19 protein-coding genes are annotated in these 22,555 nt (G+C 71.7%); 6 read left to right on the forward strand and 13 right to left on the reverse strand.

From position 1 onward, the window contains the following. Nucleotides 1–86: 86 nt before the first annotated feature. Nucleotides 87–1,004 carry a MerR family transcriptional regulator gene (locus K7C98_RS30340; protein WP_224195295.1) on the reverse strand — a complete coding sequence of 306 codons (918 nt, stop codon included), beginning with the start codon at nt 1,002–1,004 and terminating at the stop codon, nt 87–89. 128 nt (nt 1,005–1,132) lie between these two features. Here K7C98_RS30340 and K7C98_RS30345 point away from each other — a divergent pair, with 128 nt between their 5' ends. After that, nucleotides 1,133–1,567 carry a DUF2141 domain-containing protein gene (locus K7C98_RS30345; protein WP_224195296.1) on the forward strand — a complete coding sequence of 145 codons (435 nt, stop codon included), beginning with the start codon at nt 1,133–1,135 and terminating at the stop codon, nt 1,565–1,567. A 117-nt stretch (nt 1,568–1,684) separates the two neighbouring features. Here K7C98_RS30345 and K7C98_RS30350 read toward each other — a convergent pair whose 3' ends face one another. Then, the gene (locus K7C98_RS30350; RefSeq protein WP_224195297.1) at nt 1,685–2,785 is read right to left on the reverse strand and encodes a hypothetical protein; all 1,101 of its coding nucleotides are present in this window, start codon (nt 2,783–2,785) and stop codon (nt 1,685–1,687) included. Further along, the gene (locus K7C98_RS30355) at nt 2,782–3,690 is read right to left on the reverse strand and encodes a serine/threonine-protein kinase (RefSeq protein ID WP_224195298.1); all 909 of its coding nucleotides are present in this window, start codon (nt 3,688–3,690) and stop codon (nt 2,782–2,784) included. Before K7C98_RS30355 ends, K7C98_RS30350 begins: the two co-directional genes overlap by 4 nt. A 259-nt stretch (nt 3,691–3,949) precedes the next feature. On the opposite strand from K7C98_RS30355, the gene K7C98_RS30360 reads away from it, so the two are divergent. The 3 genes from K7C98_RS30360 (at nt 3,950) to K7C98_RS30370 (ending at nt 5,976) form a co-directional block, all read left to right on the forward strand. Next, on the forward strand, nt 3,950–4,354 hold the full coding sequence (locus K7C98_RS30360) for a cyanoglobin (RefSeq protein ID WP_224195299.1): 405 nt from the start codon (nt 3,950–3,952) through the stop codon (nt 4,352–4,354). A 292-nt stretch (nt 4,355–4,646) separates the two neighbouring features. Further along, nucleotides 4,647–4,955: a hypothetical protein gene (locus tag K7C98_RS30365; RefSeq protein ID WP_224195300.1), complete on the forward strand. Its 309-nt coding sequence runs from the start codon at nt 4,647–4,649 to the stop codon at nt 4,953–4,955. Between the two features lie 43 nt (nt 4,956–4,998). After that, entirely contained in the window at nt 4,999–5,976 is a 978-nt protein-coding gene (locus K7C98_RS30370) for a PDZ domain-containing protein (protein WP_224195301.1), read from the forward strand. A gap of 43 nt (nt 5,977–6,019) precedes the next feature. Here the strand turns inward: K7C98_RS30370 and K7C98_RS30375 are convergent, their stop codons facing one another. The 8 genes from K7C98_RS30375 to K7C98_RS45110 all read right to left on the reverse strand — a co-directional run bounded on the left by K7C98_RS30375 (nt 6,020) and on the right by K7C98_RS45110 (nt 16,780). After that, nucleotides 6,020–6,571, reverse strand: coding sequence for a cupin domain-containing protein (locus K7C98_RS30375; RefSeq protein WP_224195302.1), 552 nt, complete (start codon nt 6,569–6,571; stop codon nt 6,020–6,022). Nucleotides 6,572–6,624: 53 nt separating this feature from the next. Beyond that, complete coding sequence (locus tag K7C98_RS30380; protein WP_224195303.1) at nt 6,625–7,227, reverse strand: sigma-70 family RNA polymerase sigma factor; 603 nt, start codon at nt 7,225–7,227, stop codon at nt 6,625–6,627. A gap of 85 nt (nt 7,228–7,312) precedes the next feature. Continuing rightward, nucleotides 7,313–9,196 (reverse strand): Mur ligase family protein, encoded by a 1,884-nt coding sequence (locus tag K7C98_RS30385; protein WP_224195304.1) that lies wholly within the window; start codon nt 9,194–9,196, stop codon nt 7,313–7,315. Nucleotides 9,197–9,217: 21 nt separating this feature from the next. Then, a complete protein-coding gene (gene cphA, locus K7C98_RS30390) occupies nt 9,218–12,079 on the reverse strand; it encodes a cyanophycin synthetase (protein ID WP_224195305.1) in 2,862 nt (953 codons plus the stop codon). A 59-nt stretch (nt 12,080–12,138) separates the two neighbouring features. Beyond that, the gene (locus K7C98_RS30395) at nt 12,139–12,984 is read right to left on the reverse strand and encodes a cyanophycinase (protein ID WP_224195306.1); all 846 of its coding nucleotides are present in this window, start codon (nt 12,982–12,984) and stop codon (nt 12,139–12,141) included. Beyond that, nucleotides 12,981–14,207, reverse strand: a complete 1,227-nt coding sequence (gene iadA, locus K7C98_RS30400) for a beta-aspartyl-peptidase (RefSeq protein ID WP_224195307.1) — start codon at nt 14,205–14,207, stop codon at nt 12,981–12,983. The genes K7C98_RS30395 and iadA overlap by 4 nt, the downstream gene beginning before the upstream one ends. 152 nt (nt 14,208–14,359) lie before the next feature. Then, a complete protein-coding gene (locus K7C98_RS30405; RefSeq protein WP_224195308.1) occupies nt 14,360–15,157 on the reverse strand; it encodes a hypothetical protein in 798 nt (265 codons plus the stop codon). Between the two features lie 15 nt (nt 15,158–15,172). After that, nucleotides 15,173–16,780 (reverse strand): sensor histidine kinase, encoded by a 1,608-nt coding sequence (locus tag K7C98_RS45110; protein WP_224195309.1) that lies wholly within the window; start codon nt 16,778–16,780, stop codon nt 15,173–15,175. Between the two features lie 172 nt (nt 16,781–16,952). Between K7C98_RS45110 and K7C98_RS30415 the strand changes: the two genes are divergently transcribed. Then, nucleotides 16,953–18,011, forward strand: a complete 1,059-nt coding sequence (locus K7C98_RS30415) for a hypothetical protein (protein WP_224195310.1) — start codon at nt 16,953–16,955, stop codon at nt 18,009–18,011. Between the two features lie 517 nt (nt 18,012–18,528). Continuing rightward, on the forward strand, nt 18,529–19,677 hold the full coding sequence (locus tag K7C98_RS30420) for an elongation factor Tu (RefSeq protein WP_224195311.1): 1,149 nt from the start codon (nt 18,529–18,531) through the stop codon (nt 19,675–19,677). Between the two features lie 128 nt (nt 19,678–19,805). Here K7C98_RS30420 and K7C98_RS30425 read toward each other — a convergent pair whose 3' ends face one another. Together K7C98_RS30425 and rtcR are read right to left on the reverse strand one after the other, a co-directional pair. Continuing rightward, the gene (locus K7C98_RS30425; RefSeq protein ID WP_224195312.1) at nt 19,806–20,696 is read right to left on the reverse strand and encodes a hypothetical protein; all 891 of its coding nucleotides are present in this window, start codon (nt 20,694–20,696) and stop codon (nt 19,806–19,808) included. A 234-nt stretch (nt 20,697–20,930) separates the two neighbouring features. After that, entirely contained in the window at nt 20,931–22,532 is a 1,602-nt protein-coding gene (gene rtcR, locus K7C98_RS30430; RefSeq protein ID WP_224195313.1) for an RNA repair transcriptional activator RtcR, read from the reverse strand. Between the last annotated feature and the right edge of the window lie 23 nt (nt 22,533–22,555).

The raw sequence follows: 22,555 nt of genomic DNA on the forward strand, positions 1-22,555 counted from the left end.
CGCGAGGTCGTCGGCGGAGACGAGGACGCGAGGCTGAGGTCGCGCGAGCGCGCGACGCATGCGACAGCGCGACGACGGCGATCGCGTCAGTCCGCGGCGCTCGAGTCGAGCGGGCAGAGGGTGTCGATGAGCTCGTGCAGGCGCTCCTTGGTGGTCGGCGCGACGTGGCCGCCGCGCGCGACGAGGGGCTCGCGCATCGACTCGGACGCGAGGCCGCCGACGATCCACGGGGTCGGGCCGCAGGCGTCGGCGTAGCCGTCGAGGAGGGCGAGCGCGCGCTCGTGGCTCGGCGTGACGGTGGCCGACAGGCCGACGAGGTCGGGGCGCAGCTCGTCGATCATGTGACGCACGGCGTCGGGGGGCGTGCGGGCGCCGAGGACGATCGACTTGATGCTCCACGTGGCGAGGCGCAGGCCGACGCCGTAGAGCGGGCCGGTGTGCTCCTCGTCGGCGAAGCAGGCGAGCACGACCTGCCGGCGCGCGCGCTCGGGCTGCACGAGGCGCAGCAGGAAGCGCATCGTGTTGCCGAGGATCTCGGCGGCCAGGTGCTCCTGCGCGACGCTGATCTGGCCGGCGGCCCAGCGCTCGCCGATCTGGATCAGCGCCGGCCGGAACACGCGCTCGAACAACGTGACGGCCGGGCCGAGGAACAGCGAGCTCTTGACGGCGGCCTCGATGCGGTCGGGGTCGAAGTGGTCGACGGCGTCGAGGATCCGCTGCACGGCGAGCTCGTCGTTGTCGGCCTCGACGCGGGCGGCCTCGGCGCTCTCCTCGTCGGTGGCGAGGACGCTGCGCGCGGCCTCCGACGGCGCCATGCCCGCCTCGCACAACTCGCGCACGCGACGGATGCGCTCGACGTCGCGATCGCTGTAGAGCCGGTAGGCCGAAGACGAGCGGCGCGGCGCAGGCAGGCCGTAACGCCGCTCCCACGCGCGCAAGGTGGCCGCGGAGACGCCGGTCATCTCGGCCACCGACTGGATGCGGTATCGTCCGGTCGTACTCACAGAGCAGGCTGCAGGGTCGAGGCCTTGCGAAAGGTTGGCGGCAACTCTTCGCGAAGGTTGTATACTGCGAGCTGCGGCGCCCTGCAACCGCGTGGGGCGAGGCGGACTGCTCGCGAGCGAGGACGGCAATGCTGACACAAACTCTGATCGCGCTCACCCTCGCGCTCGCTCCGGAGCCCGCTGCTCCGGCGCCGGCCGGCGTGCTGTCGATCCGCATGCACGGGTTCCGCAACGCGGAGGGGCAGGTGCTGGTGGCGGTGTTTCGCGGGGCGGAGGGCTTCCCGGGCGACCCGAACAAGGCGTGGAAGACCGCGGTGGCGAAGGTGTCGAACGGCCGGGCGCGCGTCGACCTGGAGGTGCCGCCGGGCGAGTACGCGTTCGCGGTGGTGCACGACGAGAACGGCAACAACAAGATGGACACGACGTGGGTGGGGATCCCCAAGGAGGGCTACGGCACGTCGAACAACGCCAAGGGGCGGTTCGGGCCGCCGAAGTACCGCGACGCGAAGTTCAGCGTCGCCGAGGCCGGGGTGGTCCAGCAGATCGCGATCGTGTACTGGTGAGGCGTGATTGCGTCGAGGTGTCCGGGGGGACATGTCCTTGAAGACCGGCGCGTGACCGGGGGCGAGACGAGGTGTCCTGGGGGACATGTCCTTTCGGGCTTGTGGCCCGGGCCGCGGTCAGCCGGGCGCGTAGGCGTGCAAGGTCGGGGCGAGGCCCTCGCTGACGGTGTAGTAGCCGCGGCCGTCGGCGGCGAAGGTGAAGGCCTCGCCCTGGCGCTCGAGGGCGAGCGGGATGTCGCAGTCGGGGCCGCGGAAGGCCTCGGCGAGCGGGCGCGCCGGGTCGCGGCGCCACAGGCGGGCGTCGAGGTAGGTGCGCGCGGCGACGAGGGTGCCGTCGCTGCTGACGGCGCCGCCGGTGACGAGGCTGGCGACGTCGAGGCGACCGGCGGCCGTGAGCGCGCCGGAGGTCAGCGGCGCGTCGGCGCAGAACAGCAGCGAGTCGCCGCGCTGCTTGGTGACGATGCACATGTCCCCGCGGACAGGGTCGACGAGCAGGGTCTCGGCGTTGTGGGCCTGGCCGCCCGGGTAGGTGAAGACGAGCCGCTCGACGTCGGTCAGCCGGTGCTCGGCCGGGGCCTGGGCGAGGTCGACGGCCGGCTCGGCGACGCGGTAGACGACGACCTCGGCGCGCCGGCGCAGGTTGTCGCCGATGTCGCCGACGTAGAGCGCGTCGCCGCCGTTCAAGCCTGGCCCGATGGCCATGTCCTCCCAGTCATGCACCTCCGCGCCATCGAGGCGCCAGCGGCCGAGCCAGCGGGCGTCGGCGGCGGCGAAGGCGTAGACCAGCGGGCCGTCGACGTCCGAGTCGTTGTGGGTCCACAGCACGCCCGGGCTCTGCCGGCTGGCGGCCAGGCCCGAGGCCTCGACGATCGCCGGCGGCGTCAGGGTGCCGGGGCTGGGCACCACGGCGAAGCTCGGGCACTCGGGGGCGGGCGCGACGGTCGGGCGGGCGGCCGCGGCGGTGCTGTCGATCGGGACAGGTGCGGAGGAACATGCTCCGAGGGACAGGAGCGCGGCGAGGGCGAGGGCGGCCGGAGGGGAGCGCGCAGCGACGACGGCCGGAGGGCGCGAGGGCGGGGCCGGGCTGTCCGCAGGGACAGCAGGCGCGAGGGCGGCCGGATCGCTGCCGTCTGTGCTGCTCTTCGGGACAGGCTCCTTGGGGCATGTCCAGGGGGGTAGCAGGCACACGGGGCGGGGCCCGGCGGCCCGCGCGCTCATGTCTGCGGTCCCGAGGTGCGGTTCAGCGTGCGGAGGATCTCTTCGATCCGGACCACGAACTCGTTGGCGCTCTGGGGGCGCAGGCCGGGGTCGGTGTGGAGGCAGTCGTCGACCAGCTCGATCAGGCGGCGCGGCATGCCGGGCAGCTTGGCGCCGAGCGAGGGGGCGGGGCGCGACACCTTGGCCTTCATCAGGTGCTGCGGGTTGCCGGAGAACGGGGTCTCGCCGACGAGGGCCTCGAACAGCATCACGCCCATGGCATAGATGTCGAACAGCGGGGTGGCGGGCTTGCCCAGCACCTGCTCGGGGGCCATGTACTCGGGCGTGGCGACGAAGGCGCCGGGGTTCTGCTTGCGCGCCTCGGCCTCGGCCCAGGCGGCGATGCCGAAGTCGAGCACCTGCACGGCCTCGCCGTCGCCGTCGGGCAGCGGCACGAGCATGACGTTCTCGGCCTTGAGGTCGCGGTGGATCTGCCCGGCGTTGTGGGCGGCGCGCACGGCCCGGGCGACGTCGCGGAGGATCCGCGCGGCCCGCAGGATCGGGAGGTAACGACGCTCGGCGATCTCCTCGAAGAGGCTGCGGCCGACCAGCAGCTCGGTGACGAGGAACAGGCGACCGTCGGCCAGGCGGCCGCCGTCGAACACCTGGGCGATGTTGGGGTGCGAGGTGTCGCTGGCGGCGCGGGCCATGCGGCGGAAGCGGTCGACGTCCTCCTCGCCGCGGATCAGGCTCTTCCACTGCGGGCTGAGCACGCGGACGGCACAGCGGCTGCCCATCTGGATGTGCTCGCCGCGGTACAGGTCGCCGAAGTTGGCCGGGCCGATGAACTCGAGCACGCGGAAGTAGGTCGCGACGAGGGTGCCCGTTTCGAGGGTGTCCTCTTCGTCCTGCGCCAGGCTCTGCACCGGCCCCCAGGCTACCACGGGCCTGGACGCAGGCGGGAGAACTCGGCGCGGAGCGAGGCGGGGCGGGCGCCGCGGGCGAGCGCCCGGATCTTGGGACAGGTCGAGCCCGGCGGACCCGGACACCGGGATCCCGCGAACTTCCGGGGCTGCGGCGGCGAACTTGTTCACATCGTCCGTCGCCGTCATCACGGCGATCGGCCCGCCGGGCACGGGCTCGCCGCTGTCTCACGGTGCGCGACGCGTGAAGTGACGTGCGCTCGTGGCACACTCGCCGGCGATGAGCGAGCTGGCGCCCGAGGACGAGATCTATGCCCGGATCGGCGAGGAGGGCTTTGCGCGGCTGGCAGCGGCCTTTTATCGCCGTGTGTCCGCCGACGACATCCTCGGACCGATGTACCCGCGCCACGACATGGCCGGCGCCGAGGCCCGACTGCGCGACTTCCTGGTCGGTCGCTTCGGCGGACCGCAGCGCTACATCGCGCAGCGCGGCCATCCGCGGCTGCGGGCCAGGCACATGCCGTTCAAGCTCGACCAGCGCGCACGCGATCGCTGGGTCGCGCTGATGGATGCCGCGCTCGCCGAGGTGCAGCTCGAGCCGGGGTCGGCCGCGACGCTGCGGGGGTTCTTCGCCGACACCGCGAGCTTCTTGATGAACAGCCGGTGAGGCGAGTGATGCGCAGCCGCGTGATGGCTGACAACGGAGGAGCCGCGTCGGCCGAGATGGCTGGAGCCGGAGGTCGTGTCATGATCCGGCTGACGTGCCGAACAGCGTGTGTGGCAAAATAGGGGCGTGGAAAACCGCGTGCGAACGCACACGTGTTGCCAGGTGGAAACCTCGAGGGGGACCAGATAGAAATGGCTGCATGGTCCCCCACGCACAGTTGCGTTACACGGTGCTTTTCCTGCTGGGGGGTATGCTGAGTAGCATTGGGGGGTGCACCGAGCGAAGGGTTCCCATGGACGAGATCGCCGAGGTATGCGAGCAGGCCTGCCCGATTCAGTTCGAGTGTGGCTTCGCGTCCGAAGGGAAGACCCTCGAGGATTGCCTCGAGGGGTGTCCTGCGAACTTCAAGGCAATTCGTGACGCCTGTCGCGCCGATTTTGAAGTCTTCGCGTGTCTGTCGACGCTGTCCTGCTCGGAGTACTTCGAGTACAAAGAGGCGCTCGATCGCAAGATCGGGACGTTCGGCGATCCTCCTCCATTCCCCTGTCAGGCCGAGGTGATTGCGAGTGCGCGGGAGTGTGACGGGGTTGAAGGTATCTAGCTGCACCCGTTGAGGGAATTTGAGAAGGCGAAAGGTGACTTCGGTGAAGAATCTGAAATCGTGTCTTGTTCTGGGAGCTTTGAGTTCGGTGGTGGGCGCGGGGGTCATCTCGACCTCGGCATCATGCATTATCTCCGACAAGTGCATCAACTTCCAGAAGAGCGGCAAGCGGTGGGAAGTGACCTTGTCTGCGAAGCGGACGGACCCAGGGTCGGACCTGGAGGATACGTTCTTCGTCAAGTGGGGGAAATGCTACGATGAAGCCGATCATGCTCTCATGATGGAGGCCGACGAGGAGGACCTTGCATATCAGGCGCTTCGCAATGACCTGCTTCTTGCCGTGCAAGAGGCGTGTGCTGAGATGTACGACGGAGATGGGGACGGGGATGCTGATGGATGGGAAGGATGGATAAATGTAAAGTGTGACCCATTCGACGAGGAGATGGATCTCGATTGGGCCATCCTCGAGACGCCGGACGTTCCTTGCTACCTGAAGGACGTCTATGAGTCGAGTTGTCCGGAGCCGGAGAACGCCAGCGCTACGGTTACCGGGGCGGCGACGACGACAGGAGAGTCGACGACGACGACGACAGGAGAGCCGACGACGACGGAAGAGCCGCCGACGACCGGTAATCCGATGCTGGCGAGTGAGTCTCGATGCGAGGTGCTCGATCTGCGGAACTGGATTTCGTGTAGCGGTGGAACTTGCATCGTGTCCCAGGACCTCATCGATATCCTGGGGGCGGAGCCGACGCTGTTGTTCTGCGACTCGGCGAGGCTTTATCCGAAAGTCGAGTCGAGCGGAGTTGTCGGGATGTATTTCGATGACATCGCTCCGACCGGTCTCGCGGCAGCGCTCGGATTCATGGAGGATGATGTGATTATCGCGGTGGAGGGGTTGCCGTTTACCAACGAGTCAGAATTTGCTGCGATCGCGTTGGAGATCGCGGATGCCGATGCGATCACGGTGACCGTAAAACGTGGTTCGAGTACCTTTGACCTCGATTTCGAGCGCGATTAGACGCGGGTCGCATTCGCCTTGAGATGTCACAATAGGTCGCCGCTCATGGCCGCGGAGGCAGGCCGGGGAACTCGACGCCGAAGACGACCACCGCGTAGACGAGGTCCTCGCCGGGCAGGGCGGTGAGGGTGTGGGCGGTGCCGGCGGGGCGGTAGGTGCTGGCGCCGGCGCGGGTGACGGTGCCGTCGTCCTCGACGAAGCCGCCCTGGAGGATGAGGCAGCGCTCGTCGCCGAGGTGGCGGTGGTGCGGGAAGGTGGCGCCGGCGGCGATCCGGACGAAGCCGACGTCGGCGCCGGCCGTCGCAGGGCCGCCGCTGAGGTGCACCAGCTCGACGTCCGGCAGCACGGTCTGCCACACGTCGGCGCGGGCCAGGCTGGCCAGCAGCTCGCGGGCGCGCTCGTGGGCGACGTCGACGAGGCGGGCCAGGCGGGCGACGAAGGGGGCGAAGCGGGCCTCGGGCGCGGCCACGGCGGCCAGCAGGCGGGCGCGCGCGTCGGACCGCGGGGAGGCCGGCGGCAGGGCCAGCGAGAGGGCGGTGAACGCCTCGGCGACGGCGGCGGCGGGCTCGTCGTCCTCGCCTGCCCAAAGGGGCATGTCCTTCAGGTCGTCCTCCGGGAGGTCCGGGCGGTCATCGCGGTCGCGGCCGGTCATCGGTCCCCCTTCTCCTCAGCATGAAGCGCGGCGCGCAGCTTGGCGAGGCCGGCGGCGGTCCGCGACTTGACGGTGCCGACCGGAACGGCGAGCCGCTCGGCGATCTCGGTGGCCGACAGGCCGTCGAAGTAGGCCAGCTCCAGCACCTGTCGCTGCGCCGGCGGCAACTCCTGCAGTGCGCGGCGCACGCGAGCGTGGTCGAGGCGCTGGCCCGGCTCGTCGCCGCCGGCCGGGCCGAGGTCGTCGAGGTCGCGCTCCTCGAGGGTCTCGACGCGGAAGCGGCCGGCGCGACGACAGCGGTCGAGGGCCCGGCTGCGCAGCCGGACGAGCAGCCACGTGCGCACGCTGCCCCGCTCGGGGTCGTAGTCGGCGCACTTCTGCCAGACCTCCATGAGCACGTCGTGCACGAGGTCTTCGGCCTCGCGGCGGTGGCCGAGGATCCGGATCGCCGTCGCCAGCAGGAGGCCGACGTAGCGGTCGTGCAGGTCGCCGAGGGCCTCGCTGTCGCCGCACGTCATGGCGGCGAGGAGCTCGACGTCGCTGCGCTCGGTCCGCGGGCCCGAAGGACCGGAGGGCGAGCTGGGGCCCAGCCGTGACACGCGTGCTGGACTATATGCTCGGGCGTATGCGTGCGCGTCAAGCATGGCGAGCGGGCGAGGCCGTCACGCCTCTGCCGTCACGCCTCTACGTCGATCCGGGGCGCCCGGATCGACGCAGACCGGCCTCGTCCGTCACGCCGCGGGCGCGCAGCTCGGCCCAGACCTCGTCGCGGTCGACGTGGACGAGGATGGCGACCACGTCGCCGGGCCGCGCCCACGCCAGGCCGCGACGGATCGCCGCGACCTCGCCGTCGACCCGCTCGCACGCGATCCCGAGCCCCGCGAAGCTCTCCTCGAGCAGCGCCGGGACCTCGCCCGGAGCCCGGCCGCGCAGGTAGTGCTCGAGGTCGCGGGTCAGCACCAGGTCCGGCCCGAGCGAGGCGACGGCGCGCGCGATGTCGCGGATGTCGTCGTCGCGCCGGTCGCCGGCGATGCCCAGGCTGACGAGGAGCCGCGCGCCGGCGCGGATCTGCGCCAGCAGCGGCGCGAGCCCGGCGATGCCCGCGGGGTTGTGGGCGAAGTCGAGGAACAGCCTGGCGTGCTCGAGCTCGACCAGCTGCGCACGGCCGGGGTTGTCGACGAAGCTGCGCAGGCCGGCGGCGATGGCCTCATCCGACAGACCGAGCGCGCTCGCCAGCGCCGCCGCGGCGAGGGCGTTGGCGACGTTGTGCGTGGCGGCGCCGCCGAAGCAGAACGGCAGCTCGGCGATCGGGACGATCGGCACGTCCGGCTCGGCGCCGCGGCCGCGGGTCAAGGCGCCGGCGGCCGAGACGAACCACACCTCGCCGCCGGCCGCGCGGTGCCGCAGCAGCTGCGGGTGCGCCGCGTCGCGCGAGAACCACACGACCGGCGCCGGGAACTCGGCGGCGGGCAGGTCGAGCAGCGCGGAGGCCCCGGCGGGCGGGCTGTCCGAAACGGCAGGTGCGATGTCGGGGGCGGGCTGTGTCTCGGAGGACATGCCCGACAGGGCATGCTCCAGTGGCAATGTCTTCGAGGACATGCCCGAAGCGGCAGGCGACACGGCGGCCGGGGCGTCGGCGCCGAGGACGATCCGGCCGTGGGGGGCGACGACGCGGGTGACCACGGCCTTGACGCGGGCCATGCCGGCGAGGTCGTCGATGCCGTGCTCGCCGAGGTGGTCGGCGCTGACGTTGGTGATGCAGGCGGCGTCGCAGCGGTCGACGGCGAGGCCGCGGCGGAGGATCCCGCCGCGGGCGACCTCGAGCACGGCGAGGGTGACCCGGGGGTCGCGGAGGACGATCCGCGCGGCGCCGGGGCCGGTCCAGTCGCCGGTCTCGACCACCTGCTCGGCGACGGCGAGGCCGTCGGTCGAGGTGTTCCCGGGGACATGTCCGGCGGTGCGGGCGATCCGGGCCAGGAGCCGCGCGGTGGTGGTCTTGCCGTTGGTGCCGGTGATGAGGGCGACGGGGATCGATCGCAGGCTGTCCCACGGGACATCCGCGGGGGCCGGCGCGGCCGAGCGCGGCCAGGCGCGCGAGCCGGCGCCGGCGCCGAGCGAGACGGTCTCGTCGTCGAGCAGCAGCGGGACGCCGCGCTGCTCGGCGGCGGCCTGCAGGGCCGGCAGGGTGGCCACGCGCTCGCGCTCGCGGGCGGCCTCCCACTCGGGCAGGAGCTCGTACACGTTGCGCAGCGGCTCGCCGCGGAGCTGGCGGATCGCGCTGTCGACGGCCCACTCCGTGATGTCGACGGCGACGTAGAGGGCGTCGGCGGGGGCCGCGAAGGTGAGGCTGGCGCCGCGCGGGGTCGCGGCGCCCGGAGCGGTCCACCGGCGGACGACGGGCGGCGTCAGCCAGCCGAGCAGGCGGGTGGCGAGGGTGACGGACAGACCCCAGGTGTCGATCGCCTGCTCGACGTCGTCGCCGGCCTCGAACTCGACCTCGGCGATCGCGCCGGGGCCGTCGAGGTCGAGGTTGACCCCGGTCAGCCGGCGGGCGTCGAGGAGGCGCATGCGGCTGTCCCTCCGGTCAGGTCAGTCCTCGTGCCCGGCGTCGCGGGCGAGGCGGACGCCGCGGGCGTCCTCGACGACGCCGGCGGCGGGGGCGCGAGCCTCGAGCGGGCGGTCGTCGTTGACCGGGCCGGTGAGGCCGGCGGGCTGACCGGCGAGGTGCCCGGTCGGGTTGCTCGGCAGGCCGACGGCGAGCTGTCCGACGCTCGAGGTGGCGGCGGCCCGGTTGGCCGGGGCGAACCGATCCTCGCGGAAGCGGACGATCTGCTTCCAGCAGCGCGAGATGTTGTCGCCGAAGATCAGCAGCAGGTCGCCCTGGTCGCAGGCCGCCAGCGCGCTGTCGATCGAGCGCTGCTCGTCGAGGATGATCTGGATCCGCTCCTCGCCGACGCCGCTCTGCAACAGGCCGGCGCGCAGCAGGTCGGCGACCTCGCCGGAGGCGCGCCCGCGCAGGCCGTCGTCCTGGCGGATGATGAACTGGTCGAACGCCGGCGCGGCGTGGCGGGCGATCTCGGCGATGTCGGCGTCGCGTCGGTCGCCGGGGGCCGCCAGCACGCAGACCCGCTTGCCCTTGACGTCGAGCCGCGACACCAGGCTCGCCATGGCCCGCACCGCGGCCGGGTTGTGGCCGTAGTCGAGGATGACCTTGAAGGGCAGCTCCTCGTAGACGTTGAGCCGGCCGGGCGCCTGGAAGTAGGTGCTGTCGAAGGTGCGCAGGCCCTGGCGGATGTTCTCGAGCTTGACGCCCATGGCGTAGGCGACGCAGGTGGCGAACATCGCGTTCTGCACGTTGTGCAGCGCCTTGCCCTCGAGGGTGGCGGGGATCAAATGCGTCCACAGCAGCGGGATGTGCGAGCCGCGGTCGTAGACGGTGATCATGTCGCCGTTGATGCCCTCCTCGAGCACGACCGCGAGGCCGCCGGCGCGGATGTGCCGGCGCACGAGGTCGTGCTTGGGGCTCGTGGTGACGTAGCCGATCCGCGTGGCCTGGGTGTAGTCGGCCATGCGCAGGCAGTGCTCGTCGTCGGCGTTGAGGACGGCGCAGTCGCGCGCGACCTCGACGACGATCCGCTTGAGCTCGGCCAGCTGGTCGAGGTTGTCGATGCCGCCGAGGCCCAGATGATCGGCGGTGACGTTGAGGACGGCGCCGACGTTGCAGGCGCGGTAGCCCATGCCGGCGCGCAGCAGGCCGCCGCGCGCCGTCTCGAGGACGGCGAGGTCGACCAGCGGATCGCGCAGGACCATCTGCGCGGCGACCGGGCCGGTCATGTCGCCGACGACGGTCCGCTCGCCGTCGATGTAGACGCCGTCGGTGGTGCACAGGCCGACGGTGGCGCCGGACATCTTGTGGATGTGGGCGATCATGCGGCAGACGGTGGTCTTGCCGTTGGTGCCGGTGACGGCCGCGATCGGGATCCGGCTCGGCGTACCTGGCGGAAAGAGCATGTCCATGACCGGGCCGGCGACGTCGCGCGGGGTGCCCTCGGTCGGCGCGACGTGCATGCGGAAGCCGGGGGCCGCGTTGACCTCGCAGATCCCGCCGCCGACCTCGCGGTAGCTGCGGGTGATGTCCGGGGTGATGAAGTCGATGCCGCAGATGTCGAGGCCGATCGCCTTGGCCGCCCGCACCGCCATCTCGCGGTTGTCGTGGTGGCACACGTCGGTCAGGTCGATCGCGGTGCCGCCGGTGCTGAGGTTGCCGGTGCTGCGCAGGTACACCTCCTCGCCGGCGGCGGGGACGGTGTCGGCGCTGTAGCCCTTGAGCTCGAGCAGGCGCCGCGCCTGGTAGTCGAGCTCGATGCGGGTCAGCACCTTCTCGTGGCCGATGCCGCGCCGCGGGTCGTTGTTCACCAGCTCGACGAGCTGGGCGATGGTCCGCTCGCCGTCGCCGACGACGTGGCCGGGCACGCGCTTGGCGACGGCGATCAGCTCGCCGGCGACGACGAGCATGCGGTGGTCGAAGCCGGGGATGTAGGTCTCGACGATGACGCTGTTGCTGTGCTCCTGCGCCTTGTCGAAGGCGGCCCGCACGGCGACCTCGCTCTGCAGGTCGATCGAGACGCCGCGGCCGTGGTTGGCGTCGAGCGGCTTGACGACGACGGGGAAGCCGAGCCGGCTCGCGGCCGCGACCGCGCGGTCGGCGGTGCGCACGAGGTGCTGCCGCGGGACCGGCAGGCCGAGGTCGCCGAGGATCTTGTTGGTCTCCTCCTTGTCGCTGGCGATCTCGACGGCGATGTGCCGCGTCTCGGAGGTGACGGTGGCGCGGATGCGCTTCTGGAACCGACCGTGGCCGAACTGCACCAGCGATTGGTCGTTGAGGCGGATCCACGGGATGTCGCGCCGCTCGGCCGCTCGGACCAACGAGGCGGTCGAGGGCCCGAACTGGCGCTTCTGCGCGAACGCGATCAGGTCCTCGAGCCGCGACTTGAAGTCGAAGCCCTCGGGCACGCCCTTGCGACCCTCGAAGCCGTCGGGCAAGAGCGAGTGCAGGAGGTCGAGCGCGAGGTCGCTGGCGGCCTCGCCGACGCGCTCCTCCTCGTACTCGTAGACGACGTAGTACTGGCCGGTCGCGCCGGTGCTGCGCGTCTTGCCGAAGCTGACCTTGGCGCCCGTCAGCACCTGAATCTCGATGGCGACGTGCTCGAGCACGTGCCCGAGCCAGGTGCCGCTGTCCTCGCGCAGGCGGCGGACGAACCCGCCGGCGTCGCCGTACGAGCAGGTGTGCTGCTGCAGGCTCGGCAGCGCCGCGAGCAGGCCGTCGACGAAGCCGGGGATCGTCGCGCTCGGCCACTGCTCGAGCTCGCCGAGGTCGATGTTCATCCGGATGACCGGGAAGTGGGCGTAGAGGTTGGGACCGCGGTAGACGCGACGCTCGAGGATCTGCATGATGTCCCTTGGGTCAGGTGGATGAACGCCGGGGGGCGACGGGTCGGTGGGGCCGCCGGTCAGTCGTCGTCGTCGGGCGGCGGCAGCGGCGGGACGGCCTCGCGGGTGACGAAGTTATAGCGGGCGCCCTTGGTGAGGATATGCAGCTTGATGCCGGTCAGACAGATCGGCTGGCCGGGTTTTGCGAAGGCCATCGACGAGTGCTCCAGGCCGGCGACGTCGACCAGGGTGATGGCGCCGGCGCCGTCGACGTGCATCACGTCGTCGGGGCCGAGGAAGGCGGCGGTGTCTTCGTCGAGGCCGATGCCGACGGCGAAGGGGTTGAACGCGAGGACCGACAGCAGTCTGCCCAGACGGTCGCGCTGGCGGAAGTGCTGGTCGATGACGACGCGATTGGTCAGACCGAAGCCCGGCGCGAGCGAGGCGAGGCCAGCCTTGGGGGTCGCTCCCCCCTGGCCGAAGGCGATCATGTGCTCCGAGAGGATCGCGGCGCCGGCGGACGTGCCGCCGACGGTGACGCCGCGAGCGTTGAGCCGACGAATGGACTTGGCCACCGGCGTGCCGCCGAGGATCGTGCTGAGCTGCAGCTGATTGCCGCCGGTGAAGAAGACGCCGGTGGCCTGGTCGAGGGCGCCGAGCCAGTCGTCGCGCTCGGCGTCGGCGCGGGTCTCGAACGGCAAGGCGCGAGCGCTGTAGGCGCCGAGCTGGCGGAAGATCTTCTCGTAGCGCGCGCCGGTGTCGGCGAGCCGCGAGGCGGTGGGAATGACGATGATGCGGGCGCCCGCTCCGCCGCTGACCTCGACGAAGCGACGGAGGATGACCGGGTCCTGCTCCTTCTCCTCGGCGCCGCCGACGGGGACGATCCACCCGCGGCTGTGGTGCTCTTCGATACGTGCTGGGCTCACGTGGCAGACCTCTCGAAGGGCCCGCATACCACTGTTTGCCCGCCCCGGATCAGCCATCGTCCGCGGGCGATCACGCCGGCGATGTGACCGTGGTCGTCGAGGACGACGAGGTCCGCGTCGGCCCCCGGCGTGAGCCTGCCCTTGTGCGAAAGTCGCAGCAGCCCGGCCACGTTGCTGGTGAAGATCGGGAGGACGACGGCGAGGTCGTGGCCGCGGGCCAAGAGCTCGGTCAGGGTGTCGCTGAGGGTGGTCGGCCGCCCGACGTCCATGGCGCAGATGTGACCGTGCGCGTCGAAGACGGGCATGCAGCCGGCCCCGTCTGAGCTGCATGTGAGCCGGCTTACCGGCAAGCCCTGCGCGATCCAGCGGTCGATCGCGTCGGCGGCGTAGAGGCTGTCCCCGGGGTCATCCTCGGGCGGGAAGGCGGTGACGTCGACGCTGCAGCCGCGCGCCACCAGCTCGCCGGCCTCGGCGAACAGCCGCCGGTTGCGGTTGACGTGGGTCGGGTGGAAGACCCGCGGCGGCAGCTCGCTGGTGTCGAGGGCCCGCCGCACGAGGTCGAGCCCGCGCAGGCCGTCGCCCATGTGCAAATGCACGATGCCGGCCTTGTTCGCCATCATGCCGCCGACGTGGGCGTCGGCGGCGACGCGCAGCAGCTCGTCGAGGGTGGGCTGCGAGGAGCGGTGGTCGCTCAGGGCGAGCTCGCCGACGCCGATGATCGGGTCGATGTAGACGAGGTCGCGGCGCACGCTGCCGGTGAGGGTGGGGACCGGGAGCTCGTAGCTGCCGGTGTAACAGTAGGCGGACAGGCCCTCGTCGCGCAGGCCGAGGGTGCGCGCGACGAGGTCGGCGACGGTGCGGGTGGTGCCGTCGGTGCCGAGGACGCCGACGACGGTGGTGATGCCGGCGCGCGACAGCTGCGACAGGCCGACCGGCGGGACCCGGGTGCTCGGGCCGGCCTCGCCGCCGCCGCCGATCAGATGGACGTGGGCGTCGATGAGCCCCGGGACGAGCCGCCGGCCGCGGAGGTCGTGCTCCTCGCCGGCCAGCTCGGGCGGCAAGGCCGGCAGCTGGCGGGCGATGGCGGCGATCTTGCCGGCCGCGAGCAGGACGTCGCAGGTGCCGAGCGGGGCGGGCGCGAACACCTCGGCGCCGCGGAGCAGCTGCAGCAGGCCCGGGCTGGCCGAAGGGACATGTTCAAACGCGCCGGCGGTGGCTGCCATCGGCGCGGGAGTCTATCGCAGCGCCCCGGGGCCGGGAAGCTCCGCGAATGGGCGGGGCGCGTCGGCTGGTCGAGGGGACATGTCCGAAGGGGCTGGTGGGCCCCACGACCGAGGTCGGCCGGCGGGTCGAGGACCGGCGCCGCCGGACGGGCTCACGGGCTCGGGGCCGGGGCCTGGACGACGGGGCCGAAGCTGGTCTTGTCGAAGTCGGCCTTGGCCAGGCAGGCGTCGCCGCCGAGATCGTCGGTGTAGACGGTGGACGGGGCGCCCTGCAGGAACATGGTGCCGCAGCCGCCGTTGCCGTAGGGCTTGTCGGGGTCACAACGGACGCAGCGCCAGCCGCTGCTGCTGCCGCTGCCGCGGTTGCACACGAACGAGTCGTCGCAGAAGTACGAGCGGCAGTGCTGGTCGAGCACGTCGAACTGGCGGATCGCGCTGTTGGGCGCGACGGCGTCGACGCCCTTGGGCGCGCACACCTTGAACTCGCTCTGCTCAGGGTTGTCGGCGTCGCCGCTCAGCGCCCTGTAGGTGCGGACCTCGAGGCCCGAGTCGCAGGCGCCGGCGTTCGGCGGGCAGCCGGCCGTGCCGTAGTTCTCGGCGAGGCACGCGCTGTAGGCGCCGTTCTGCTTGACCGCCTCGGCGTAGGTCTTGGAGACCTCGGTGCTCTCGTCGCTCGTGAAGACGCTCGGGTTGCACGAGACGCTCTCGAGGTCGACGATGCTGCAGACCTTGTTGTCCTGGCTCTGGGTGAAGCCGCCGCCGCCGCCGCCGCCCGCGGCGCAGCGCGACTGCGTGCGGTTGTCGGCGAGCGCGTCGGCCAGCGGGACGTCGCAGTCGTCGGCGTTGTCGCAGCGGAAGATGCCGTCGCCGTCGGGGTTCATGATGAAGTTGCAGCCGAGCGAGGCGACCACGGCGAACAGGGCGGAGGCGACGAGCGAGCGGATGGGCATGGGCGGAGTGCGGTCCTAGACGGGTACGCCCGCCGAGGATACGGAGGGGGCCGGAGGAGCGCAAGCCGGGATCTGGACCTCGAAGGCGGTGCCCGCGGGCCCGGTCGCGGCGACGCGGACGCTGCCCTCGTGGTCCTGCACCAGCTGCTGGACGATCGAGAGCCCGAGCCCGGTGCCCTGCGGCTTGGCGGTGAAGAAGGCCTCGAACACCTTGTCGACGTCGGCGACCGGCAGGCCGGGGCCGTTGTCCTCGATGGTGACGCGCACGACGCCCGCGCCCTGGCGCAGACGCACGGCGATCCTCGGGGTCCGCGCGAGGTCCGAGGCGAGATCGCCGAGGTCGCCGACGTCGTCGGCGGCCCCGGCGCGGCCGAGCAGCGCCTCCCGGGCGTTGCGCAGCAGGTTCATGAAGGCCTGGCGCAGCTGCCCGGCGTCGCCCAGCACCCACGCGGGCCCGGGGACGTCGACCTCGACCTCGATGCCGGCGCCGGCGAGCTCCTCGCCCATGAAGTCGAGCAAGCTGTGGAGCTCGGCCGCGAGGTCGGTCGGCACGCGCTCCGGCGGCTTGCGGCGGGCCAGCCCGAGGTAGTCCTCGGTGATCGCGGTGAGGCGATCGATCTCCGCGGTGATCTTGCGCAGGAGTTGTTGCGCCTCGGGGCTCGCGGAGGCGATCTCGTCGTCGAGCAGCTCGACGTTGAGGGCCACGCTCGACAGCGGGTTGCGGATCTCGTGCGTCACCTGGGCCGCGAGCTGGCCCACGGCGGCGAGGCGCTCGCCGCGGATCAGCCGGCGCTCGCGCTCCTGCAGCGCCTCGGCCATGTGGTTGAACTCGAGCGCGAGCCGGCCGACCTCGTCGCCGCGCAGGGCGCCGGGGGCCGCGACCCGCTGGGCCCAGTCGCCCTCGCCGAGCTGTCGCACGCTGGTCGCCAGCCGCCGCAGCGGCCGCAGGGTCCAGATCACGCCGAGGGCCGCGAGCAGGGCCATGACCGCGGTGGCGGCGGTCAGCAGGGCGATGGTCCGCTCGGTTTCGCGCTCGCGCTCGGTGACCTGGCTCTGCAGGTCGATGATCGCGCGCGAGACCTGGTCGTCGAGGCGGCGGAACAGCTCGCTGATCTCGTTCTGGGTGCGCACGTCCGCCAGCGCCTCGGCCGGGTTCTGGTTGGCGGCCGCGGCGGCGAGGTCCTCCAGGCGGCTCAGGACCTCGCGGAAATCGCGGAGGGTGCGGACGGCCTCCTCGCCGCCGATCCGCTCGGGGTGGGCGATCGCGCTGTCGAGCACCGAGCGGGCCTGCTGGACCTGCTCGGCGCGCATCTCGAGCGCCTCGGCGAGGGTGGCCTCGGTGCCGGGGCTCATGCGCTGGGCCTCGCTGCTGGGCCGCTCGCGGGCGTGGGTGCTGATCCGGACCGACTGGCGATAGGCCGTGGTGAGGTCCTGGTTGAACTTGACGTAGATGATCGTGAGCAGGTCGAAGCTGACCTTGAGGGCGCGCAGCTCGCGAATGATGAGCAGCGAGGCGACAGCGCTGGTGATCACGACGAGGACCACGAGGGCGGTGATCCGCGCGGCGAGGCTGTGGCGCAGGCGCAGTGGGGGAGCGGGTGGTGGGGGGAGCCCGGGGGGCACGCGCGGCGATGATGCCGCGTCGGCGCGTCCGGCAAAACCGGCAACCGCGATCCGTAAGGCCGGGGCCGGCGGGAAAAATCGTGCACACCGGGGCGAGAGCAGCCGTCCGCGGGGGGCCTGATGACGCGGGCCTCTTCCCTGGCGGCGCGTCCCGTGCGACGTTTGGGCCCCGATGTCGCCTCGTCCGCGCCGACTGTCTCCGTCCCAGGCCGCACTCTCCCTGGCGCTGGCCCTGTCGCTCAGCCTGCCCGCGACCGCGGCCGCCGCGCCGGTGTCCGGCAAGGGGTCGGTGCTGACGCTCGAGGGCGACGACGCCGCCAAGGCGGCGGCCCTGACGAAGGCGTTGCAGACGGAGTTCGCGGCCCGCGGGGTCGGCGGCGGGCGCGACATGTCGCTGTCGGAGCTGAAGATGACGATGGGCTGCGACGAGCCGCCGTCGCCGAAGTGCCTGGCCGACGGCGGGCGCACGCTCGGGGTCGACAACATGGTCTACGGGACGCTGTCGAAGAGCGGCGGCGGGTTCGTGGTCCAGCTCAACCTGCTCGACGTGGCCGGCGCCAACGTGAAGGAGGCGGTGACCGCGGAGTACCCGGCGTCGGCGCTCGAGGCCGGGCAGGTGCAGGCGACCGCGAAGGACCTGGTCGGGCGCGTGCTCGGGGCCGAGAAGGCCGCGGCGCCGAGCGGCCCGGTCGCCGAGCCGGAGCAGACGGAGCCGGAGCCGCAGCCGGACAGGTCGAAGCTGGTGTGGGGCCGCTACAAGGAGCAGCCGACGTGGAAGAAGGCCGGCCTCGCGGCCTCGGCCAGCGTCGCCGTGCTGGCGTTCGGCGCGTCGCTCGGGCTGTTCATGGCGTGGCGCAAGCCGAACGGGCCGGTCTTCAAGAAGATGCTGCAGCTGGCCCAGGACTCGTACACGCAGAACGACAACCCCGACGACAACGTGCGCTACGGCGAGGGCGAGGACATCTGTGCCAACGCCCGCGCGCCGCTCGGCAACGGCGTCACCAACGCCGCGGTCGCCAACCAGTGCACCCGCGGCGAGCAGATGGCCAAGGCGACCACCGGCCTGCTGGTGGTCGGCGGCATCGCCCTCGCCTCGACGATCGCGTTCACCACGTTGATGTTCGTCCACCGCGAGACGCCGACGATGGCCAAGCTGCGAAAGCGCGGCTTCAACTTCGGCGCGGCCCCGACGTTCTCCGGCGTGATGTTCGGCGGCGGCATCAACTTCTGATTCGGCGCGCTCCGAATCGATAGAGGCAGCCGTCGCGCGATTCCGCGGAGTCGCCGGCGCGGGACATGAATCGTGCCAGCAGCGCTTGACGGCGCGGCGAGGTCCTGCTATCTCGTCGTCCGTCATGTTCGGAGCCAACAACATCGCTCAGTCGCAGCTCGCGCTCTTGCAGCCGCAGCTCCTGGCGTTGTTGTGTCTCTGACACAGCGGCTCCGGGCGAGCTGCAGGACCCAATAAACTGAAGAATCCGGCAGGCGCCCGCGTGCGGGCACCTCCGTGAGGTGACGACGGCGCTCGCCGCGACGTCCGGCGCGTCAGCGCCGACTCGCAGCATTCGCCGATCGCCGAATCGCGCGCGCGATTCGGCCGATTCGTCGTCGCCTCGCGCCGGCCGTGTCTTCTCGGTCGTATGTCCGAGAGGACATGTGATCGATTTCCCTCCGCGCGACTCGGGTCAATTCCCCGAGGCGCTCCATTGCGTAGACCTGGGAGGACCAGGAGAACATGTGAGCATGTCATGAACATCAAGCCCCACCTGAACTGCGGCACGATCGGCCACGTCGATCACGGCAAGACCACCCTCACCGCGGCCCTGACCCGGGTCTGCGCGGCGCGCTTCGGCTCGAAGGCCCGCGCCTTCGAGGACATCGACAACGCCCCCGAGGAGCGCGAGCGCGGGATCACCATCAACGCGGCCCACGTCGAGTACGAGAGCGCCGAGCGCCACTACGCGCACATCGACTGCCCGGGGCACGCCGACTACGTGAAGAACATGATCACGGGCGCGTCGCAGATGGACGCGGCGATCCTGCTGGTCGACGCCAGCCAGGGGCCGCAGCCGCAGACGCGCGAGCACATCCTCCTGGCCCGCCAGGTCGGCGTGCGGCAGATGGTCGTGTTCCTCAACAAGGTCGACGTCGCGGACCCCGAGATGCTCGAGCTGGTCGAGCTCGAGGTCGGCGAGATGCTCGAGCGGCAGGGCTTCCACGGCATCCCGTTCGTGCGCGGGTCGGCCCTGCAGGCGCTGCGGGGCGAGGACGAGCGATCGATCCTCGCGCTGCTCGCCGAGCTCGACCGCATGAGCGTGCCCGAGCGCGACGTGAACGGGCCGTTCCTCATGCCGATCGAGGGGGTGCACACGATCGCCGGCCGCGGCACGGTGGTGACGGGCCGGGTCGAGCGCGGGACCCTGGCCACCGGGACGCCGATCCAGGTGGTCGGGCGCGTCGACGGCCGCCCGCTGGAGGCGGTCGTCACGGGGATCCAGATGTTCCACAAGAACATCCCGGAGGCCCGCGCGGGGCTCAACGTCGGCATGCTGCTGCGCGGGGTCGACCGCGACCAGGTCGAGCGCGGCCAGGTGGTGATCGCCCCCGACTCGATGCAACCGCGGCTCGCCGGCACGGCGGAGATCTTCACGCTCACCGAGAAGGAGGGCGGCCGCCGCACCGGCTTCGGCACCGGCTACTCGCCGCAGTTCTTCTTCGGCGCCTGCGACTCGACGGCGATCCTCGACGTCGGCGCGCTCGGCTCGGTGACCCCGGGCGACCGCGCGACGGTCCGCTTCAAGCTCGGCAAGCCGGTCGCCTTCGAACCGGGCATGAAGTTCGCCATCCGCGAGGGCGGCAAGACCGTCGGCGCCGGCGTGGTGCTGACGACGGAGTAGAACGAAAAGAAAGAGCGCCGGCCGGTTCAGTGAACCGGCCGGCGCTGCTTCTTGTCAGGAGTCTTCCGCTCGCACGTCGCTGTCACAGCGCCTCGCGGCGGCGGGTCGATGTCGCACGACGAGCGGTCTCAGTAGCCGCGGTAGGCCGGCGGGGGCGGGGCGTAGCGGTTGGGGAACGGGTCGGCGGTGTCGCGGCGGAAGATGTCGTCGTGGGCGTGGCCGGCCTCGCGGAAGAAGGCGACGCCGATGACGCCGATGTTGCGCGGCTTGCCCATCTGCGCGGCGTAGCCGGCGTCGGTGTCGCTGAAGCGGAAGGCGGCGACGGTGTCGTCGGAGGTCCGCCAGCCCTCGATGGCGAAGCTGGTGTACGGGGCGACGACGTAGCCGCGCTTGTGGAAGTCGGCCTCGCCGCCGTCGAGGACGTCGAGGCCGTCGACCGAGGCGACGACCTCGAGCCGCTGCGGGCTGTGATTCTCGACGCCGATCGTGTAACGCGCGCCGATCTCTCCGATCGCGTAGACATCGCCGCCGACCTGCGCGGCCGACAGCGGCGCGCCGTACTCGTCGCGCAGCGTGACGGTGACCGGGTTGCTCTGCTGGATCGCCGATTGGAGGTACGGCGAGCCGGTCTTGTGGTGGGAGATCTGGCTGACGCCCTCGGCGTCGTTGTAGCGCAGGCTGAGCACCAGGTCCGGGTTGTAGGCGTCGGCGCGCTCGAACCGGGTGCCGCGCACGGAGCTCGAGCGCTGCTCGCCGTAGGCGGTGCCGAGCCCGCGCGACTGCTGGCGCTCGCGCTCGGCCAGCGCCCCGCCCACGCTGGCCTCGCCGCCGCCGGGAGCGATCGGGCCGGCCGCGTCTGCGTTCGTCGGGGTGGCGCTGATGCGGTACTGCTGGCCCGCAGGGGCATAACCGGCCGACTCGGGGGCGCTCAAATGGGCCCCGTCGGACGACTTGTGACAGGCAGCGAGAGCGGCGACGGAGGCGAGGAGGAGCGAGGCGACGAGGTTGGTGCGGGGCATGGCGTTCGTCCAGGTGCGCGACCAGAACGCGGCGAGCCGGGGCCGCTTACACCGGGCGCCCACGCGCGCGGTCGAGCTCGTCGCGGGGCGGATCTCGGACGATACGCATGGCGACAAGCGGGGCTGGCGACGATCTCCGCAGGGCGGACGAGGGGGCGGCGCGGTGGGACCCGCCGCGCCGCCCCCTCGTCCGCCCACTCGAGTTCTTCAGGCCCCGCGTCTTCGGACACGCGATCAGGCGTCCTCGGGGTGGATGTCGGCCCACTCGAGGTCGAAGCGCTGCAGGTACTTGCGCAGGCGGTCGGCGTCGTTGCTCGAGCGCTTGCGCAGGCGCGACGCGGCGAACAGCGTGCGGCCGGCGTCGGACAGGCTGCGGGCGGCCGCGCACACGCGCACGACCTCGGCCAGCTGGACGAGGTCGAAGGGGTCGACCTCGGCGAGTTTTTCCCGGCCGAGCAGGCGCGTCAGCAGGTCCTCGCCGGCGTGCGGGGCGATGCCCGACCAGGCGGCGCGCAGGCGGGCGATCTCCGCCTCGACCTCGCGCACGGAGATCCGGCCGCCGGGGGCGAGGGTCGCCATGCGCTCGACGGCGGCCGCGAGGTCGCGGAAGTTGCCCGACCACACCGCGTCGGCGGCGGTGGCGAACTTCAGGAAGGCCGTGCGCGCCTGACCGTAGAAGCTGGCCTTTCGGCCATGTCTCTGAGACCAGCGCTCGAGCTCGTAGTCGAGGTTGGGCTCGACGTCTTCGCGACGCTCGCGCAGCGGCGGCAGGCGGAACGACCACAGGTCGATGCGCGCGAGCAGGTCTTCGCGGAAGCGGCCGGTGGCGACGTCGGAGCGCAGGTCGCGGTTGGTGCCGGCGACCAGCTGGAACTCGCTGCGGACCTCGCGGTCGCTGCCGACCGGGAGGAACACGCGGTCCTCGAGCGCGCGCAGCAGCATCGCCTGCTCGTCGACGCCGAGCTCGCCGATCTCGTCGAGGAAGAGGAGGCCGCCGTCGGCCATCTTGAGCACGCCGGAGCGGTCGCGGACGGCGCCGGTGAACGCGCCGCGGACGTGGCCGAACAGCGCCGACATCGCCGCGTCGCCGCGGAGGGTGGCGCAGTTGAGCTCGACGAAGCCGCCGCGGATCTGGTGGCGGTTCTGCTTGAGCTCGAAGATCTTGCGCGCGAGTCGGGTCTTGCCGGCGCCGGTCGGGCCGGTCAGCAAGATCGGCGCGCGCGTCACCCCGGCGACTTGCTCGATCTGGGCGATCAGGTCGTTGAAGGCGGCGTTGCGGGTGGCGATCCCCGCCTTGAGGAAGGACTCGCCGGCGCGGGCGTCTTCGGCGAAGCGGGCGGCGATCGGGGCGTAGCGGGCCAGGTCGAGGTCGATCAGCGCGTAGGCGCCTGGGTCGCCCTGGTCGCGGCGCGCCGGCGGGATCGTCTGCAGCAGCCGCCCCGGCAGGTAGCGCGACTCGGTCAGCAGGAACAGGCAGATCTGCTGCACGTGCGTGCCGGTGGTGATGTGCACCAGGTAGTCCTCGTCGTCGGGGCGGAACGGGTAGGCCCGCACGAAGTCGAGGAGACCGGCGTAGACGACCTCGAAGGCCCATGGATCGGCGAAATCGAGGCGGTGCAGGCGCACGCGGGTCTCCGGCGAGACCTGGGCGATGTCGACGGTGACGGCCTCGGCCAGCTCGGTGTGGCTGCTGCCGTGGATGAGCTCGAGCCGGTCGACGATGAGGTCGTCGTGGCGGCAAAGGTCGACGGTGGGCCGCCAGCGGTCCCAGCGGTTGCGTCCGCCGATGTCCATCTGGGAGCCGAGGATGCCCAGGACGACCGTGGGCTTGCGCATATCGCTCCGAATCTATCAAAAGT

The sequence above is a fragment of the Nannocystis pusilla genome (assembly GCF_020073745.1).
GTDB classification, from domain to species: Bacteria; Myxococcota_A; Polyangia; order Nannocystales; family Nannocystaceae; genus Nannocystis; species Nannocystis radixulma.

What these genes read in the sequence shown, in the direction of transcription:
- K7C98_RS30345 (WP_224195296.1), top strand. Translation starts at nt 1,133, where the DNA reads ATGCTGACACAAACTCTGATCGCGCTCACCCTCGCGCTCGCTCCGGAG.
- K7C98_RS30350 (WP_224195297.1), bottom strand. Translation starts at nt 2,785, where the DNA reads ATGAGCGCGCGGGCCGCCGGGCCCCGCCCCGTGTGCCTGCTACCCCCC.
- K7C98_RS30365 (WP_224195300.1), top strand. Translation starts at nt 4,647, where the DNA reads ATGGACGAGATCGCCGAGGTATGCGAGCAGGCCTGCCCGATTCAGTTC.
- K7C98_RS30375 (WP_224195302.1), bottom strand. Translation starts at nt 6,571, where the DNA reads ATGCCCCTTTGGGCAGGCGAGGACGACGAGCCCGCCGCCGCCGTCGCC.
- K7C98_RS30385 (WP_224195304.1), bottom strand. Translation starts at nt 9,196, where the DNA reads ATGCGCCTCCTCGACGCCCGCCGGCTGACCGGGGTCAACCTCGACCTC.
- cphA (WP_224195305.1), bottom strand. Translation starts at nt 12,079, where the DNA reads ATGCAGATCCTCGAGCGTCGCGTCTACCGCGGTCCCAACCTCTACGCC.
- iadA (WP_224195307.1), bottom strand. Translation starts at nt 14,207, where the DNA reads ATGGCAGCCACCGCCGGCGCGTTTGAACATGTCCCTTCGGCCAGCCCG.
- K7C98_RS30405 (WP_224195308.1), bottom strand. Translation starts at nt 15,157, where the DNA reads ATGCCCATCCGCTCGCTCGTCGCCTCCGCCCTGTTCGCCGTGGTCGCC.
- K7C98_RS30415 (WP_224195310.1), top strand. Translation starts at nt 16,953, where the DNA reads ATGTCGCCTCGTCCGCGCCGACTGTCTCCGTCCCAGGCCGCACTCTCC.
- K7C98_RS30420 (WP_224195311.1), top strand. Translation starts at nt 18,529, where the DNA reads ATGAACATCAAGCCCCACCTGAACTGCGGCACGATCGGCCACGTCGAT.
- K7C98_RS30425 (WP_224195312.1), bottom strand. Translation starts at nt 20,696, where the DNA reads ATGCCCCGCACCAACCTCGTCGCCTCGCTCCTCCTCGCCTCCGTCGCC.
- rtcR (WP_224195313.1), bottom strand. Translation starts at nt 22,532, where the DNA reads ATGCGCAAGCCCACGGTCGTCCTGGGCATCCTCGGCTCCCAGATGGAC.